Here is a 16188-nt window from a genome sequence, read left to right as displayed (position 1 = left end):
TTTGACAATCCTCCTCTCCCTTAAGGAAGAGGATTCCCGGGTTGTTGCCTTCCCGGTTCCTGCTTCTCAGCCCGTTGCCCTTGGTGACGACACCGCCGGTCTTACACAGGCTCCACAGGCTTAACCTCCCGTGTGCCCCACGGTAGTTTGCTCGTGATGGCGGAGCTTGTCGGCCCCCGCCAGGATCGCCTTACCCGCCTGCAAGAATGTTGCGGGCGGCATTGATGTCGCGGTCGATGCCCTGGGTGCCACAGGCCGGGCAGTCCCAGGTGCGGACGCTCAGCGGCATGGTGTCGGCGATATGGCCGCAGTGGAAACAGCGCTTCGAGCTGGGATACCACTTGTCGATCTGGACGAAATCGCGCCCGTACCGCTCGGCTTTGTACGCCAGTTGTTGCGTGATCTGGTGCCAGCCCACGTCGCTGATCGCCTTGGCCAGTGAACGGTTCTGGAGCAGGTTCTTGACCTGCAGGCTCTCCGCCGCAACGACTTGGTTTTCGTGAATGAGCTGCGTGGTGAGCTTGTGGGTGGCGTCGAGACGCTGATCGGCCAGCTTGGCGTGCAATCGTGCCACCTTCAGCCGGGCTTTGGCCCGGTTGTTGGAGCCGCGCTGCTTGCGCGACAGCGCCCGCTGGGCGCGGGCCAGCTTGCGCTCGGTCTGGCGCAGGAAGCGCGGGTTGGGGATCTTGGCGCCGTCGCTGGTGATGACGCGGTGCGTCAGCCCCAGGTCGATGCCGACCATCTTGGGTGTCACCGGAAGTGCCGCCTGCTCCTCTTCCACCAGGAAGCTGACATGGTAACGCCCGGCGGTATCGAGGCTGACGGTGATGCTGCTCGGCTCGCCGCTGAAATGCCGGCTCCAGCGGATGTTGAGAGGGTCTTTCTGCTTGGCCAGCCACAGCTGACCATCGCGCCAGCGGAAACCGTTGGCCATATAGGTGGCCGACTGCTTGCGCCGCTTCTTCTTGAAGCTGGGGTATTGGGCCTGCCCTTTGAAAAAGTTGGCAAAGGCGCGATCCAAGTGGCGCAACGACTGCTGGAGGCAGACGTTGGAGACCTCGGCCAGAAACGCCGTCTCCGGCTGCTTCTTGAGGGTGGTCAGCGCCTTGGCGGTGGCGTTATAGCCCATGCGTTCCTGGCGCTCGAACCAGGCATCCGTGCGTTCGCGCAGGAAGTGATTGTAGACGTACCGCGCACAGCCGAACGTCCGGGCAAGCTGCTCGGCCTGCTCGGGCGTGGGATAGAAGCGATAGCGGTATGCGCGATGCACGGTAGTCATGAAGAAATCTAGCGTGCTGTATTTAGCCTGTCAACAAGAGGCGCTGGCGCGCCTCGCGCTATCCTTCCTCGCACTAAAAGTACGAGGTTTGACGCGCATTTTGATCAGGCGATGGGCCCGACCACCACCCGCAGCGCCAGGGCCAACAGCAGCACGCCGGTGATGCGGTTGAGCCAATGCGCCCGGGCCTGTAACCAGGGCAGCACTCGCGAGTGGGAAAGGCCCACCGCCACCAGCACGTACCAGCCGCCGTCGATGACCATCGCGGTGAGTACCACCAGTGCCTTGGCCACGAGGCTCATCTCAGGGGTCACGAACTGGCTGAGCAGGGCGATGAAGAAGAGGATCAGCTTGGGGTTGCCCAGCGCTACCAACATGCCCTCGCGTGCCGCCTGGCGCCGGCTGGTGGCCATGGCCGAGGCATGCAGGGCACCGCCACGACCGGCGCGCAGGGCCTTGACCCCCAGCCACGCCAGGTAGGCCGCTCCCCCCCACGTGATCGTCTGGAACAGCATCGGAAAGCGCACGATCAGCGCACCCAGACCCCAGACCGTGAGCAACGCATAGAAGCCCACGCCCAAGGCATGAGCGAGGGCCGCCGCGACGCCCGGCAGGCGCCCTCCACCCAAAGTATGGCGCAGCACAAGGGCCAGGCTGGGACCGGGCGACATGGCCCCCATAGCACAGACAGCGGCCAATGATAGCCAGAGCGAGAGGGGCATGCAGGAACCTCCAGTGATCGGGATGACCAACGAAAACAGCCCTCCACCCGATCACGGGAGAAGGACTGTGTTGGCATTACTTTACGCCATACCGGGGCAAGGCAACAGCCCTGGGGGCTGCAGGGCCCTCGGCCGCGACGCTACAATGTTGGCCCAACTCGACAGAGACGTTGCTCATGACGGTCCGAACCTTCGCCATTGCCCTGCTGATCATCGGTGCCCTGCTGCCCATCATCGGCTGGTGGGCTTCGAGCCCGGTTGCCTTCGTGGGGCCGGCACTGCTGCTTCTTGGCGCCCTGCTCCTCTGGACCCGGGGACAGCATGGCCGGTGACACCAGCGAACCTCCGGAGCAGGCCCCCCTGACCGGCCTACTGGAGAGGGTCCAGCAGGCCGGTGAACACAGCGAAAGCGTCAGCCTCGGTGCCATCCTCGACAGCGTGGGGCGCCGCTCTTTCGCACCCTTCCTGCTGATCGCCGGGCTGATCACTCTGGCCCCGCTGGTCGGCGACATTCCCGGCGTGCCCACCCTGATGGCTCTGCTGGTAGTGCTCTCCTCCATCCAGCTACTGGTTGGCCGGAAGCATATCTGGCTACCGGCCTGGCTGCTGGAACGACGGGTCTCGCGGCAACGTTTCGCAAAAGCCACACGCTGGATGGAGCGTCCGGCCCGCTGGGTCGACCGTCTGCTCAAAAGGCGCCTCGTTTGGCTCACACGGCCACCGGCCCACCTCCCCGTGGCCCTGACCTGCCTGCTGATCGCCCTGGCCATGCCCCCCATGGAAGTCGTGCCCTTCACCGCCAATGGCGCCGGCCTGGCCCTGACGCTCTTCGCCCTGGCGCTGCTCGCCAACGACGGCCTGATGGCCTTGCTGGGCTACATCCTGACCGGCGGCACCCTGGCGGTGGTGATCCTCAACCTGATCTGAGCGACGCGGCCGGCGAGGCGCTGGCGGCTGGCAAAGTGGTCCTGGACCGGCTCGATGCAGCCTCCATCGCGTGATCGATGCCGGCTTTGAGGAGACCTGCGCCGATCGAGCAGGCGATCCGGCACACGCGAGAGTCACAGCCTGGGGGGCAATGACGACGAGTGAGGCGGAAGAAAACGGCAGAAACGCGAACAGCCGCCCGTAAGCGACTGTTCTTTAAGTTGTACCGGCGGTCGGACTCGAACCGACAAGGGCTTGCACCCGTCGGATTTTGAATTCGCTGCGACTATCTTAAAATCAGCATGTTGCATGACGCTTAACAGAAAATCCCAACACCTGTCCCAATACTCGAAATGCGCTTGGGCGATAGGGGATACCACCGGATGAGGCACTGGCAAAGGCGAGCATATCACTCGCTCGATGGGTACTCGCGACGAGTATGGACAACAGCGACGATTTCCACTCGGGTAGCGGCCACTCGGTAGACGATCAGATAGTTCGGGTGCGCCACAAGCTCCCGTGTCCCTGGCACGCGCCCAGCGGGAGACAGGTAGGGATGCTCTGCCAACGCCAGCGGAGCAGCCTCAAGGCGGGCTTTCAAACGACGCGCAGCGGCGGGGTTTTCCTCGGCGATAAACCTCACGATGCCCACCAGGTCAGCAATGGCTCCATCCAGCCAGACAACCGGCAGCATCAAGCGCGCTCACGGTGCCGGCGCTCTGCCTCGTCAATGATCGCGTCCATTTGCGCCATCACTTCGTCATGAGGCACTCCGGGACCGGGGCTCGCCAGGCTCTTGGCCACCTTCTCATGAAACCAACGGTCGTAGCTGGCGGCCTGCTCCTCGGTCTCGAACTCGGAGACGATGGGGGAAAGTGGTGTGGTCATGGTGGCTCCCCTCATATCACTGGATTTCTTGCAGTGTATATTGTTGCTCGTGGCAAGCGCCAGGTGATGCACCTTCCACGCATACCCTCTCAAGAGGCATGGTGCGTCAGGTCGTGAAAGTGAATGCCCGTCGCCTTGATGACGGCGGTCATGGTGCGCAGGGTCGGGTTCCCCTTGGGGGACAATTCCCGGTAACGCTTGCGCAGCTCGGAATGCGAACAAAAGGTGCGAACCAGTCAGCTGCGAGGATGCGCGAAACTATTGCGCGAAGGCGTGCGCGAAGAGCCATCGTCTACCGCGTCCACCCCGTCCACTTTATCCACCTGCCCCCCTCCCCTAACGATCACCATCCAGCTTCCACCAATCGAGCGTGGCCTTCCTGCCCCAAGTTTGATGAGATAGGTGCCAGTCACCACGGCCGCCCGAGGCGGCCGGCTTATCGCAAAGGGAACCGCAGTACATGATCCTCACCCTCAACCAGCTGGAACGGCACCTGTTCAAGGCGGCCGACATCCTGCGCGGGCGCATGGACGCCTCGGAGTTCAAGGAGTACATCTTCGGCATGCTGTTCCTGAAGCGCTGCTCGGACGTCTTCGAGCAGCGCCAGGAGGAAGTTCGCAGCCAGCTCAAGCAGGCCGGCAAGAGCGAGATCGACATCGCCAACGTCATCGAGATGCCGAGCTGGTACAAGGCTACCTTCTACGTGCCGCAGCAGGCGCGCTGGCCCTACCTGCTCAAGGAGGCCCACCAGGGCGTCGGCAGCGCCCTGAATAAGGCGCTGGCCGGCCTGGAGGAGCACAACCCCAGCCTTGCCGGGGTGCTGGAGCACATCGACTTCACCCGCAAGGTGGGCTCCAACACCCTGCCGGACAAGAAGCTCCGCGAGCTGATCGTCCACTTCAGCGAGTATCGCCTGCGCAACGAGGACTTCGAGTTCCCCGACCTGCTGGGAGCGGCCTACGAGTACCTGATCCGCGACTTCGCCGACTCCGCCGGCAAGAAGGGAGGCGAGTTCTACACCCCGCGCCCGGTGGTCCGCATGATGGTGCGGCTGATAGATCCCCAGGAGCACCACAGCGTCTACGACCCCTGCATGGGATCGGGCGGTATGTTGATCCTCTCCAAGGAGTTCCTGGAGGAACAGGGCGGCGATCCACGCCGGCTCAACCTTTTCGGCCAGGAGGCCTCCGGCTCGGTGTGGGCCATCGCCAAGATGAACATGCTGCTGCACGGCATCGGCTCCGCCGACCTGCGCAACGACGACACCCTCACCGACCCCCAGCACGTCGAGGGCGGCGAACTGGTGCGCTTCGACCGCATCCTCACCAATCCGCCCTTCTCCATCGGCTACACGCCGAGCCAGCACTTCCCGGAGCGCTTCCACTACGGCAGCGTGCCGGAGGGCGCCAAGAAGGCCGACCTGATGTTCCTGCAGCACATGGTCGCCTGCCTCAAGTCCGACGGCCGCCTGGCCACCGTCATGCCCCACGGCGTGCTATTTCGCGGCGGCGATGAGAAACGTATCCGCGCCGGCCTTCTTGAAGACGACCTGGTGGAGGCGGTCATCGGCCTGGCCCCCAACCTCTTCTACGGCACCGGCATCCCGGCGAGCATCCTGGTGCTGCGCGCCAAGGGCGCCAAGCCTGACGAGCGCAAGGGCCGGGTGCTGTTTATCAACGCCGACCGCGAATACTACGAGGGCCGCGCCCAGAACTACCTGCTGGCCGAGCATATCGAGAAGATCGCCAGCACCTATGAGGCCTTCGCCGAGGAGCCGGGCTTTTCCAGGGTGGTGCCGATTTCTGAGCTGCGCGACAACGACTACAACCTCAACATCCGCCGCTACGCCGACAACACCCCGCCGCCGGAGCCCCAGGACGTGCGCGCGCACCTCAAGGGCGGCGTGCCGCTGGCCGAGATCGACGCCAGGCGGCCACTATTTGACGCCCAGGGCCTCGACCCCATGGGGCTGTTTACGCCTCGCGGCTCTGACGAAAAGCCCGATCCCGACTATGTGGACTTCGCCGAGTACCTGGCCGAGAAGCGTGATCTCAAGCCCGCCATCGAGGACGACGAAGGGCTGCAGCATGCTGAGGACCGTGTAATGGACGCCTTCGAAACCTGGTGGGCCGAGCACGGTGGAAGCATCACCAGCCTCTCCGGCAACGGTGGCCGCCTGACCAGGCTGCGCGACGAGCTGCTGGGCAGCTTCACCGCGGCCCTGGAGCCCACCGCCATGCTCGACCGCTTCGCGGTGCGCGGCATCATCGCGGGCTTCTGGTTCGACAACAAGAACGAGTTCCGCACCCTGCAGGCCCGCGGCTGCCTGGGCGTGGTGGACGCCTGGCGCACCGCCATCGTGAGCCAGTTGGACGACGAGCAGAGCAAGGCCAACCCGCTGGACCACCGCCTGGTCCACTTCCTGCTGGACGACTACATCGAAGAGCTGGATGAGCTCAGCGCTCGCAGAGCTGAGTTCGAAATCCTCATCAAGGCCGCCGAGGCCAAGCCAGAGGATGACGAGGACGGCGACGAGGCGGACACCGAAAGCAGCGAGGACGACGAAGCCGCCGCCCTGGAGGCGATCAAGGCCTGGAAGCGCGAGCGCGCCCAGGTGAAGAAGCAATATGCCGCCAAGCGCAACAGCTTCGAGCAGCACCTCAACGCCGCCGTGGACGCCCTGAACGAATCCGACGCCGCTGAGCTGGTGGGCGACATCCTGTACAGCGACCTCGAGGCCATCCTCGAGCGCTATATCCGCCAGCAGCGCCAGCAGGTGATTGCCGCCTTCGAAACCTGGTGGGACAAGTACCGGGTGACGCTGGCCGACATCGAGACCGAGCGGGATGCCGCCGCCAGGGAGCTGCAGGGGTATCTGGAGGGACTCGGGTATGTCTGAGTGGATTCACTGTCAGCTTTCCGACGTGTGTGACTTTTTCATCGGGGGCACACCTTCACGAAATCAGCCAGAATTTTGGGCGACACCACCTAACGGTTCGCCGTGGCTAGCTATTTCTGATTTGAAATCAAAATTTCTCTGGGGCTCAAAAGAGCACATAACGGAGTTAGGCGCTCTTTCCAGCAATGTAAAGATTATACCTTCCGACTCGATCGTAATGAGCTTTAAGCTCAGCATCGGGCGAGCTGGAATCACAAAAAAAGCCATGTACTGCAACGAAGCAATCGCTTTTTTCAAGCCCTTTCAGAGCGAATTGGATTCTCGGTGGCTTTACCACGCTATTCCAAGGGCTGCAGAGAAAGTTGTCACTGACAGCGCCGTAAAGGGGGCAACCCTTAACAAGAAAAAAATTGCCGAGATCCCACTTCACCTCCCTCCTCTTAATGAGCAGGTAGGTTTAGCCACAGTTCTCGACACCCTCGACACCCAGATCCAGAAGACCGAGGCGCTGATCGCCAAGCTAGAGAAGGTCAAGGAGGGCCTGCTCCACGACCTGCTGACCCGCGGCATCGACGAGAATGGCCGGCTGCGTCCCAGCCCCGCGCAGGCGCCAGAACTCTACAAGGAGTCGCCGCTGGGGTTGATTCCGAGGGAGTGGGGGATTGGCTCGCTGGGTGATCTTTCCACTAGCTCTGTCATCGGCCCTTTTGGCAGTGACTTGGTTGCCTCTGATTATCGGTCAGCGGGAGTCCCGGTCGTATTCGTAAGGGATGTGGTGTCCAAGATGTTTACATGGAAAAGTGATGTCTATGTGGATAACCAGAAAGCAGCCTCACTGTCAGCACATGATGCCGTAGGTGGTGATGTACTTCTCACAAAGATGGGATTGCCACCCTGTATTGCCTGCACTTACCCGAGCGAGTTCCCTGAAGGCATTATAACTGCCGACATTGTTCGACTAAGGCCTGACAAAAGCAGGGTCCTACCAGACTGGATTTCTAACTATGCGAATTCTGAGCATGTTGCTGCCCAAGTGAGGGGGATAACGTCAGGCGTCACCAGGCCAAAGGTAACTCTAGGCGATGTTAGGTCTCTAAAAGTAGCTGTCCCATCACTAGAGGATCAGCACGCCATTCTCCTCAGGGTTTCTGAAGCCAGCCGGAGAGTTATTTTAGCTCGTGCGAGTCTCAGTAAATTGCTTTCTGAAAAATCAGGCCTTATGAATGACCTCCTCACCGGCCGCGTTCGCGTCACCCCGCTTCTCGACCAGGCCCAGGCCACCACTCCGGAATAGACCGAGGCTTCTACAAGATCAGGATCACAACGCACAGGGAACCGCCATGACCACCTTCGATAGTACCAATCGCTCGCTGCCCCCTCTTTACAGAAGGTCGGGATCAAGGACATCACCAACGGTAAGATCCAGCTCCCCGACTTCCAGCGCGGCTGGGTCTCAGATCGCACATGGCATGCTACAGGGCGGGCAACTAAGATGAGTGCGATACGTCCAATGAGTGAACGCAGGGAAGCCCCATGATCAACGTGCCGATTCCTGACTGGACCGCAGAAGGCGTGCTACCGCCGGTGGATGCGAACAGCCCGACATCGCCGAACCGTTCACCTTATCAGGTGGCTCTTGTCGAACTGGTTGATCGCTTCGGCACATCTAATGAGCGCATCAGAATGCTCGACGGCTTCCTGCGCTACCGCCAGGGCCTGCATAACGCGGGGCTAACTCAGGGGTTTCAGTGGCTGGACGGGAGCTACCTGGAGCAAATCGAGGCGGTGGAAAATCGTGCACCTAATGATATTGATGTGGTGAGTTTCGTTGAATTCCCCATGGAGAGCAGCCAGAGCGAATTGCTAGATAAACTCGATGACGTGATCGGCATTCGCCCGAAGGCACATGCCACAATTAAAGATAAATTCAATGTTGATGCCTTCTATGTACCAATGAACTTGATCCCACCCGAAAGACTAGTGATAAGAACAAGTTATTGGTACAGCATGTGGTCCCACAGACGAGACGATGTCTGGAAAGGCTTTCTTCAGGTGTCCTTATCACCGGATCCAGAAGCCAGGAAGAAGCTTGAAAGGTTAAAAGATCAGGAGGGCGTCTGATGAACCAGAATGAGATCCTTGCCCTCAAGGCTGAAGTGAATACTCTTGAGAAAATGCTGGAATCAATTCCAGCGGAAGACATCCTGGACCGTGCCAGCATAGAGACCCGGCTAGAAGTAGTAAAAGGCCAGCTTTCCGATGCCGTGCCACTCGAGCACGAGCCAGTAAAAGCCGTGCTGACCTTCGGTGGCCGCCCTGTCAGAGGCTCCGAAGGAATTCTGGCTGGTTTCGCTACCAAGGCGCTCTCGGCCTTTTCGGAAGCGGTTACCGCCGTCGGCGCCTCGCTCCATGCCACGCTCGCTCCTATGGGACCGGTGCCTAATCGTGACCAGTATCAGATGATGATCACCGGCACGGCACGAGGCTCCTTTGGTTTCCAAATGCAGGAATCGTCAGCGCAGCTGGAATTCGATGAAGACAGTACCGTCGCCAAGGCGTTGGAGGCAACACGCAGTCTCCTCGATGGAAGCATCGGCATCGATGACGAGCAGCTCGCCGAAGCCGCCGCTGATATGGATCAGCGAGCTCTGGACAAGATCCGAGGCTTTGTCAGTGTCCTGAATGACAACGAAGCCGTCTGCACGCTCAAGCATGGTGACAAGTCCTTCCGCTTCAGGGATTCAGGCCAGGTACGGAGAAGCCTGGGTCGGTTGAGTGCTGAGTATCTCTCCGAGACCGAGCAGATCTTACCGGTCACCTTTGGCGGCGCAATGCCTCACAAGGGAAGCTGTGAATTCCAGATTGAGGGCAATAAGGAGTGGCTGACGGCCAAGATAGGCCCCGGTGTCGAGAAGCCCGATTCCATTAACGACCACCGCGGAGAAATAGTCGAGGCGAAAATGCTGGTGACCCAGGCCGGGCGCGGCAGGCCCCGCTACAAGCTGCTGGAGCTGCCCACTTGGCCAACCAGTGAGCCACCACCGGAGTGAGCCTGTGAATCCGCGCGTGGACATGATTCATCTACCACAAGCCCTGTTGGCGGAGCTGATTCGTCGCTACTGGGTGCTCGATATCGAGTGCTCGATGCTTGAGGTGCACCACCTTGCCTGGCTGCTGGTTCGTCAGTGCCAACGTCATCGGCTGCCTGATCCCCTCGGGATCGCCTTCCAAGCCCGGCGCTACGGACCTTATGCCGATTCATTGAGAGCAATGATAATTGAGGCAACTGACAACCTGCTTGACTACGAGGGAGATGTTTACTCTTCGGATGTCGTCATCATCTGGCTCGACGTAGGCCGGCACGATGATCTGGCAACCAGGCTAGCGACGCCAGATGCCGAGCCATATCTTGCTGTCATCGAGGAAGTCGATGCCCTGATCGACGGCTTCCAGTCACCGCTGGGGGTGGAAGTGTTGGCCACGCTGGACTGGCTCATCAGTCAGGATCATGTCGAACCCACCGTCGAGGCCATCAAGGAAGGCTTGCGACACTGGCCCGATGATGTGGCCGGCCAGCGCAAGCTGCGATTGTTTTCTGATCGCCTGATCGAGCTGGCGCTGGTGCGCCTGACCGGTGAAGCGATACCACCCTCAGCACAGGTTACCGAAAGGTAAGCGCACCACTTTCTGGCATTCGCCACCAAGACGTTGCGCAAGCAGCCGCCTGGAAGCTGGAAGAATCCGCAGCGCATCAGTATCCCATATCCAGTTCCTGCGCATGGTCCACCAGGGCCTGCAATGCTTCCTCGCTGGAAATGGGCTTGCCGGGTTCCTCGCCCCACAGCATGCCGATAGGAACGGCGAAGCAGCCCGGCACCTGCAACCTGAGGCAGTGGCGGCCGGTGTAGAGCAGCATGCCCCCACGAAACCCTTTGCCGGCCTGGTCGGCGAGTCGGGCGAGGCCGGCGGCGTCCTTGACCTGGACGCTGGCGGAACGTTTGACCTCGACTCCCCAGAGTTCCTGACCACGCTCGATGACGAGATCGACCTCGACCTGGTCCTTGTCTCGGTAGTGCGAGAAGCGCAGCTCAGGGTCGAGCCAGGAGGCTTGAGCGATCAGCTGCTCGACCACATGGCTTTCCAGCAGAGCTCCAAAGCGTTCTGCCTCGGTCAGCCACTGGTCGGGCGTCAGACGTCCCAGGGCTGCAGCAAGCCCAGTATCCACCAGATGCAGCTTGGGGCTCTTGATCAGTCTCTTGGCCTGATTGCGGTGCCAGGCGGGCAAGCGGTGAACCAGAAACAGGCGCTCCAGAATGTTCAGGTAATGGGTGACCGTAGCGCGCTCTATCCCCAGTTCCTTGCTGAGGTTGCTGATGTTGAGCAGGCCGGCCGTGCGGTAAGCCAGCAGCTCTACCAGACGCAGCATGCTGTCTTCGTCCTGGATAGCGGCAATATCCCGCACGTCGCGCTGGACGATGGCGTTGAGGTACTGGCGATACCACTGGCGTGCCCGGCGGGGCGGCCGACGATTGGGCTCGGGATAGCCGCCCTGACAAAGCACCTCTGCCGTAGGGGAGAGTGGCAAGCTGTCTGACACCATGGTGGGAGCCAGTTTGCCCTCCGTCAGCGTGGCCAGCAGCGTTGTGGTGCTGACGCGCTTCTCCTGCTCGGCCAGCGGATGCAAATAGATGACTTCCATGCGGCCAGCCAGGGAATCCTGCGCCCTGGGCAACAGCAGCAAATTGGCAGAGCCCGTCAGCAGGAAGCGGCCCGGCTGGCGATCACGGTCGACCACCGACTTGATTGCCAATAGCAGCTCCGGTGCCCGTTGCACCTCGTCCAGTATGACGCGTTCAGGCAGGCTCTCGACGAAGCCGACTGGATCCTGCCGAGCCGCTTCCAGCAGTGTCGAGTCATCCAGATTCAGATAGGCGCGCTCGGGGTCGATGTGCTGGGCGAGGGTCGTCTTGCCCACCTGCCGCGGCCCCAGCAGGCAGACCACCGGCGTATCGGCGAGGGACTCCACGATTCGGTCTCGAATCAGCCGCGGAAGATAAGAGATTGCCATGCCGCCTCTCTGCAAGCGTCTAATTGCTGTTTATTCTACCGTCGAAGTGATGGACAAGCTATCGTCCAATTGATTTATTTTTCTTCGTCCAATTGCTTTAAACCACCCTCGAAGTAGCGCCACCAGAGCATCAACCAGCCAGCGATAACAGCGACAACGCCCGATCCCATTTCCCGTCCAGTGCCGCTTTCGCTACCATCAAATTCACTCATCGCGCTTTGGAGCCACGGCATGGCAGGTCCCGAGTACACGGATGTCGAGAAGCCCTTTATCGACCAGCTGGTGGGTCAGGGCTGGGCGTTCCTGGCCGGCTCGCTGGACGATCCTGGCGCCACCCACCGCGAGAGCTTCGCCCAGGTGGTGATGGAGCCCGTGCTGCGCAAGCAGCTGCGCAGAATCAACCTGCGCGACGGCGCGCCCTGGCTCGATGAGCAACGTCTGGACCAGGCGGTGGCGGCGATGACCCGCCTGCCGGCCAGCAGGGTGCTGGAGGCTAACCGGGTCGCCACCGATCTGCTGGTCAACGGCCTGCCCGTCGAGGGGCTTGAGGGCTGGGACGGCGGCCGCGGCCAGACCCTGCGCTACATCGACTGGAGCGAGCCCACCAACAACGTCTTCACCGTGGTCAACCAGTTCAAGGTGAAGTGCCCACCCGGGCACGACTCCGCCAAGGGTCATGTAATCCCGGACCTGGTGCTGTTCGTCAACGGTATCCCGCTGGTGGTGGTGGAGTGCAAGAGCCGCACGGTGCCGGAGGGGCTCAGCCAGGCCGTGGACCAGCTGCGCCGCTACCACGATCAGCGCTTCCTGGAGGGCGAGGTCGGCGAGCACGAAGGCGCTCCGGCACTGTTCGCCACCAGCCAGTTCCTGGTGGCCAGCAACTTCGACGAGGCGCGAGTGGGCACCATCGGCGCCCGCTTTTCCCACTACCTGAGCTGGAAGACCATGGCCCCGCTGCGCGAAACCGAGGCGGCCATCGACCTCGGCGTGGCGGATCTCTCCGCCCAGCAGCGCCTGGTGGCCGGTATGCTGACCAGATCCAATCTGCTCGACATCGTGCGTCACTACACCCTGTTCATGAACGTCGGCGGCCAGACGATCAAGCTGGTGTGCCGTTACCCGCAGTTCCGCGGCGTGACCCGGGCCGTCGAACGGCTGAAGAGCGGCAAGACCCGTCGCGAGGACGGTGAATCCGACCGCCGAGGTGGCATCGTCTGGCACACCCAGGGCAGTGGCAAGAGCCTCTCCATGGTGTTTCTGGTACGCAAAATGCGCACCGACCCGGCGCTGCGCCGCTTCAAGGTGGTGGTGATCACCGACCGCAAGGACCTGCAGGCCCAGCTCTCCGCCACTGCCGAGCTCACCGGCGAGAGCGTCGAGAAGGCTGGTAACACCGCCCAGCTCAAGAAGCTGCTGGCTCGGGATGGCCCCGGGCTGGTGTTCGGCACGGTTCAGAAATACAGAGACCAGAAGTACCGCGATCCCGACGTAGAAGATGAGCCGGAAGCAGACGATGCTGGCGCCAGCGGCGGGCTGGACAGCGGCCGCCGCGATGCCGCCGAGCCAGGCGCTTCGGGTGGAAACGGCACACCCAAGAGGCCCACCCTCAGCGAGCCCTTCGAGGTACTCAACACCAGCGGGGACATCCTGATCCTGGTGGACGAGGCCCACCGCACCCAGGCTGGCGATCTCCACGCCAACATGATGCGTGCCCTGCCCAACGCCGCGCGCATCGGCTTCACCGGCACGCCCATCATCATGGGCGACAAGAAGCGCACCCACGACATCTTCGGCGAGTACATCGATCGCTACACCATCAAGGAGGCGGAGCAGGACGGCGCCACGGTGCCGATCCTCTACGAGGGGCGTACCGCCAAGGGGGCGATCAAGGACGGCGCCAGCCTCGACGGCCTGTTCGAGGACCTGTTCCGCGATCACAGCAAGGAGGAGCTCGAGGCGATCAAGAAGAAGTACGCCACCAAGGGGCAGATCTTCGAGGCGCCAAAGCTGATCCAGGAGAAGGCCCAGGATATCCTTCGCTACTACGTCACCCATATCCTCCCCAACGGCGTCAAGGCCCAGCTGGTGGCCTACAGCCGGCGGGCGGCGCTGCGCTACGTGGAGGCCCTCGAGCAGGCCAGGACCGAGCTGCTGGAGGAGGCGCTGGCGCTCTCCCCCGAGGACAAGGCGCTGGACGACACCCAGCTGCTCACTCGGCTGCCGCGGGTCATGGCGGCCATTCAGGCCTGGCGTTACCGTGATGTTCTACGCCAGCTCGAGTTCGCCGTGGTGTTTAGCAGCGGCAACAACGACGACCCCAGCTGGGCGAAGTGGAGCGACCGCGCCGCCGTCGAGAGCCATATCAAGCGCTTCAAGAAGCCGCTACCGCCGCTGGATGGGGCAGACCCCCGGACCTTGCAAAAACAGGACCCATCGAAGCACGACCCTTTGGCCTTCCTGATCGTCAAGAGCATGCTGCTGACCGGCTTCGATGCGCCCATCGAGGGGGTGATGTACCTGGATCGCTCGCTGCGCGAGGCGGAGCTGCTGCAGGCCATTGCCCGGGTCAACCGCACCGGCCACGGCAAGAGCCACGGCATCGTGGTGGACTACTTCGGTGTGGCCAACCACCTCAAGGAGGCCCTGGCCGCCTACAGCGAGGAGGACATCGAGGGCGCCCTGCAGAGCCTCAAGGACGAGATCCCGCTGCTGCGCGACCGCCACCTGCGGGTGATCGACGTGCTGCGCGCCCGAGGCGTGGACGACCTGGATGACACCGAGGAGGCGGTGCAGGCCCTGGCTGACGAGCGGGTGCGCGCTGAGTTCGTGGTCAAGCTCAAGGAGTTCAACCGTGGCCTGGACGACGTGCTGCCGCGCCCCGAGGGGCTGGAGTTCGTCAATGACGCCAAGCGGCTCGCCTACATCCATGCCCTGGCGCGCAATCGCTACAAGGACACCCCGGAGCTCGGCCGCGACATCGGCAACAAGGTGCGCAAGCTAATTGACGACTACGTGATCTCGCTCGGCATCGACCCGCGCATCCCGCCGGTGCAGCTCACCGACGCCGAGTTCGACGCGCACCTCGGCCGCCAGGTCGGCGACCGTGCCAAGGCCTCGGAGATGGAGCACGCCGTTCGCTCCCACGTGCGCAAGCATCTGGACGAGGACCCGGTGAAATATGGTCGCCTCAGCGAGCGCCTGGAGGAGCTGCTCCAGCAGCTCGACGGCCAGTGGGACGAGCAGGTCGAAGCGCTGAAGACGCTGATCCAGCAGCTGCGCGACGGCGCCAGCGTCGATGGCGAGGAAATCCCCGAGATGCCCGCCTACGCCGAACCCTTCTGGCGTGAGCTGGTCTCCGGCGCCAGCCTGGCGCCGGAGACCATCGACTCAGCAACCGCCCAGACGCTGCTCGACGCCACCGAGGAACTGGTCGGGCTGATCCAGCAGGAGATCGCCATTCCCGACTTCTGGAAGCCCTCGCATATCCCGGACCAGGAGCGCCTCAAGCAGCACCTGTTTAGCCAGCTGATGATGGGCAACCTGGTGCCCATGGATCAGGCCGAGGCCACCGCCGAGCGGCTCTTCGACCTGGCGCGCACCAACCACCAGAAGCTGGTGAACGCATGATGCAGCTTGCCGTGGACGACCTCACCTTCGAGGTGCGCGAGAGCTCGCGGCGCAAGACGCTCGAGATCACCGTAGACCGCGAGGGCGAGCTGGTGATCGCCGTGCCCACCGGCACCGACGAGCAGCGGCTGCGCGACTTCGTGATCGAGAAGCGGCTGTGGATCTACCGGAAGCTGGCGCAGAAGGCCGAGCGACGCCGCCGGCTGCCGCAGAAGGAGTACGTCAACGGCGAGGGCTTCCTCTACCTGGGCCGCAGCTACCGCCTCAAGCGCGTGCCCAATGACGCCCAAGAAGTCCCGCTCAAACTCGCCGCCGGGCGCTTCCAGCTACGCGAGGACGCCCTGCCCGACGCCCGCGAACACTTCGTCCGCTGGTATAGCGTCCGCGCCAGTGACTGGCTCACCGCCAGGGTGGAAGAGCAGGCCCGGCGGTTGGGCGTCGAGCCCGCCGGAGTGACGGTGCAGGACCTCGGCTACCGCTGGGGCTCCTGTGGCAAGGGCAACCGCGTCTACTTCCACTGGAAGACCATACTGCTGCCCCGCGATATCGCCGAGTACGTGGTCGTCCACGAGCTGGTTCACCTGCACGAGCCCCACCATACACCCGCTTTCTGGCGCCGCCTGGAACGCGCCATGCCGGACTACGAGCAGCGCAAGAGCTGGCTCGCCCGGCACGGCATCGAGGTGGAAGGGGTGTGAGCCGCCATTGACTGGGAAAACAGAGGGGCAGAAACGCAAACAGCCGCTCATGAGCGGCTGTTTCAAATCGAATTCACACT

Annotated in this window: 15 protein-coding genes; 9 read left to right on the top strand and 6 right to left on the bottom strand. The window is 62.4% G+C overall.

All coding sequences use genetic code 11. From position 1 onward, the window contains the following. Positions 1-190 precede the first annotated feature (190 nt). Positions 191-1279: an RNA-guided endonuclease TnpB family protein gene (locus U5L98_RS15095; RefSeq protein ID WP_322559133.1), complete on the bottom strand. Its 1089-nt coding sequence runs from the start codon at positions 1277-1279 to the stop codon at positions 191-193. A gap of 104 nt (positions 1280-1383) precedes the next feature. Further along, positions 1384-2001, bottom strand: coding sequence for a LysE family translocator (locus U5L98_RS15090; RefSeq protein WP_322559132.1), 618 nt, complete (start codon positions 1999-2001; stop codon positions 1384-1386). Between the two features lie 176 nt (positions 2002-2177). On the opposite strand from U5L98_RS15090, the gene U5L98_RS15085 reads away from it, so the two are divergent. Next, a complete protein-coding gene (locus U5L98_RS15085) occupies positions 2178-2333 on the top strand; it encodes a hypothetical protein (RefSeq protein WP_322559131.1) in 156 nt (51 codons plus the stop codon). Then, on the top strand, positions 2323-2928 hold the full coding sequence (locus tag U5L98_RS15080; RefSeq protein ID WP_322559130.1) for an exopolysaccharide biosynthesis protein: 606 nt from the start codon (positions 2323-2325) through the stop codon (positions 2926-2928). Before U5L98_RS15085 ends, U5L98_RS15080 begins: the two co-directional genes overlap by 11 nt. A 409-nt stretch (positions 2929-3337) precedes the next feature. Here U5L98_RS15080 and U5L98_RS15075 read toward each other — a convergent pair whose 3' ends face one another. Together U5L98_RS15075 and U5L98_RS15070 are read right to left on the bottom strand one after the other, a co-directional pair. After that, positions 3338-3622 carry a type II toxin-antitoxin system RelE/ParE family toxin gene (locus U5L98_RS15075; protein ID WP_322559129.1) on the bottom strand — a complete coding sequence of 95 codons (285 nt, stop codon included), beginning with the start codon at positions 3620-3622 and terminating at the stop codon, positions 3338-3340. Next, positions 3622-3816: a stability determinant gene (locus U5L98_RS15070; RefSeq protein WP_322559128.1), complete on the bottom strand. Its 195-nt coding sequence runs from the start codon at positions 3814-3816 to the stop codon at positions 3622-3624. The genes U5L98_RS15075 and U5L98_RS15070 overlap by 1 nt, the downstream gene beginning before the upstream one ends. A 460-nt stretch (positions 3817-4276) precedes the next feature. On the opposite strand from U5L98_RS15070, the gene U5L98_RS15065 reads away from it, so the two are divergent. The 5 genes from U5L98_RS15065 to U5L98_RS15045 all read left to right on the top strand — a co-directional run bounded on the left by U5L98_RS15065 (position 4277) and on the right by U5L98_RS15045 (position 10390). Next, positions 4277-6715, top strand: coding sequence for a class I SAM-dependent DNA methyltransferase (locus tag U5L98_RS15065; RefSeq protein WP_322559127.1), 2439 nt, complete (start codon positions 4277-4279; stop codon positions 6713-6715). Continuing rightward, positions 6708-8009 (top strand): restriction endonuclease subunit S, encoded by a 1302-nt coding sequence (locus U5L98_RS15060; RefSeq protein ID WP_322559126.1) that lies wholly within the window; start codon positions 6708-6710, stop codon positions 8007-8009. The genes U5L98_RS15065 and U5L98_RS15060 overlap by 8 nt, the downstream gene beginning before the upstream one ends. 239 nt (positions 8010-8248) lie before the next feature. Further along, positions 8249-8836: a DUF6932 family protein gene (locus U5L98_RS15055; protein WP_322559125.1), complete on the top strand. Its 588-nt coding sequence runs from the start codon at positions 8249-8251 to the stop codon at positions 8834-8836. Beyond that, positions 8836-9765, top strand: coding sequence for a hypothetical protein (locus tag U5L98_RS15050; RefSeq protein WP_322559124.1), 930 nt, complete (start codon positions 8836-8838; stop codon positions 9763-9765). The genes U5L98_RS15055 and U5L98_RS15050 overlap by 1 nt, the downstream gene beginning before the upstream one ends. Positions 9766-9769: 4 nt before the next feature. Continuing rightward, the gene (locus U5L98_RS15045; RefSeq protein ID WP_322559123.1) at positions 9770-10390 is read left to right on the top strand and encodes a hypothetical protein; all 621 of its coding nucleotides are present in this window, start codon (positions 9770-9772) and stop codon (positions 10388-10390) included. Between the two features lie 76 nt (positions 10391-10466). Here the strand turns inward: U5L98_RS15045 and U5L98_RS15040 are convergent, their stop codons facing one another. Both U5L98_RS15040 and U5L98_RS15035 read right to left on the bottom strand, forming a co-directional pair. Beyond that, on the bottom strand, positions 10467-11783 hold the full coding sequence (locus U5L98_RS15040; RefSeq protein WP_322559122.1) for an ATP-binding protein: 1317 nt from the start codon (positions 11781-11783) through the stop codon (positions 10467-10469). Positions 11784-11857: 74 nt separating this feature from the next. Continuing rightward, complete coding sequence (locus U5L98_RS15035; RefSeq protein ID WP_322559121.1) at positions 11858-12016, bottom strand: hypothetical protein; 159 nt, start codon at positions 12014-12016, stop codon at positions 11858-11860. Between U5L98_RS15035 and U5L98_RS15030 the strand changes: the two genes are divergently transcribed. Both U5L98_RS15030 and U5L98_RS15025 read left to right on the top strand, forming a co-directional pair. After that, the gene (locus U5L98_RS15030) at positions 12015-15410 is read left to right on the top strand and encodes a type I restriction endonuclease subunit R (RefSeq protein ID WP_322559120.1); all 3396 of its coding nucleotides are present in this window, start codon (positions 12015-12017) and stop codon (positions 15408-15410) included. The genes U5L98_RS15035 and U5L98_RS15030 overlap by 2 nt on opposite strands. After that, entirely contained in the window at positions 15407-16108 is a 702-nt protein-coding gene (locus U5L98_RS15025; RefSeq protein ID WP_322559119.1) for a SprT family zinc-dependent metalloprotease, read from the top strand. Before U5L98_RS15030 ends, U5L98_RS15025 begins: the two co-directional genes overlap by 4 nt. Positions 16109-16188: the final 80 nt, after the last annotated feature.

The sequence above is a fragment of the Halomonas sp. genome (assembly GCF_034520545.1).
Classification (GTDB): Bacteria; Pseudomonadota; Gammaproteobacteria; order Pseudomonadales; family Halomonadaceae; genus Halomonas.
This window is presented reverse-complemented; position numbering and strand designations above follow the sequence as displayed.

Coding starts and splice junctions, on each gene's coding strand:
- U5L98_RS15035 (WP_322559121.1), bottom strand. CDS start 12,016: ATGCCGTGGCTCCAAAGCGCGATGAGTGAATTTGATGGTAGCGAAAGC.
- U5L98_RS15080 (WP_322559130.1), top strand. CDS start 2,323: ATGGCCGGTGACACCAGCGAACCTCCGGAGCAGGCCCCCCTGACCGGC.
- U5L98_RS15090 (WP_322559132.1), bottom strand. CDS start 2,001: ATGCCCCTCTCGCTCTGGCTATCATTGGCCGCTGTCTGTGCTATGGGG.
- U5L98_RS15075 (WP_322559129.1), bottom strand. CDS start 3,622: ATGCTGCCGGTTGTCTGGCTGGATGGAGCCATTGCTGACCTGGTGGGC.
- U5L98_RS15040 (WP_322559122.1), bottom strand. CDS start 11,783: ATGGCAATCTCTTATCTTCCGCGGCTGATTCGAGACCGAATCGTGGAG.
- U5L98_RS15055 (WP_322559125.1), top strand. CDS start 8,249: ATGATCAACGTGCCGATTCCTGACTGGACCGCAGAAGGCGTGCTACCG.
- U5L98_RS15050 (WP_322559124.1), top strand. CDS start 8,836: ATGAACCAGAATGAGATCCTTGCCCTCAAGGCTGAAGTGAATACTCTT.
- U5L98_RS15095 (WP_322559133.1), bottom strand. CDS start 1,279: ATGACTACCGTGCATCGCGCATACCGCTATCGCTTCTATCCCACGCCC.
- U5L98_RS15025 (WP_322559119.1), top strand. CDS start 15,407: ATGATGCAGCTTGCCGTGGACGACCTCACCTTCGAGGTGCGCGAGAGC.
- U5L98_RS15060 (WP_322559126.1), top strand. CDS start 6,708: ATGTCTGAGTGGATTCACTGTCAGCTTTCCGACGTGTGTGACTTTTTC.
- U5L98_RS15070 (WP_322559128.1), bottom strand. CDS start 3,816: ATGACCACACCACTTTCCCCCATCGTCTCCGAGTTCGAGACCGAGGAG.
- U5L98_RS15085 (WP_322559131.1), top strand. CDS start 2,178: ATGACGGTCCGAACCTTCGCCATTGCCCTGCTGATCATCGGTGCCCTG.
- U5L98_RS15030 (WP_322559120.1), top strand. CDS start 12,015: ATGGCAGGTCCCGAGTACACGGATGTCGAGAAGCCCTTTATCGACCAG.
- U5L98_RS15065 (WP_322559127.1), top strand. CDS start 4,277: ATGATCCTCACCCTCAACCAGCTGGAACGGCACCTGTTCAAGGCGGCC.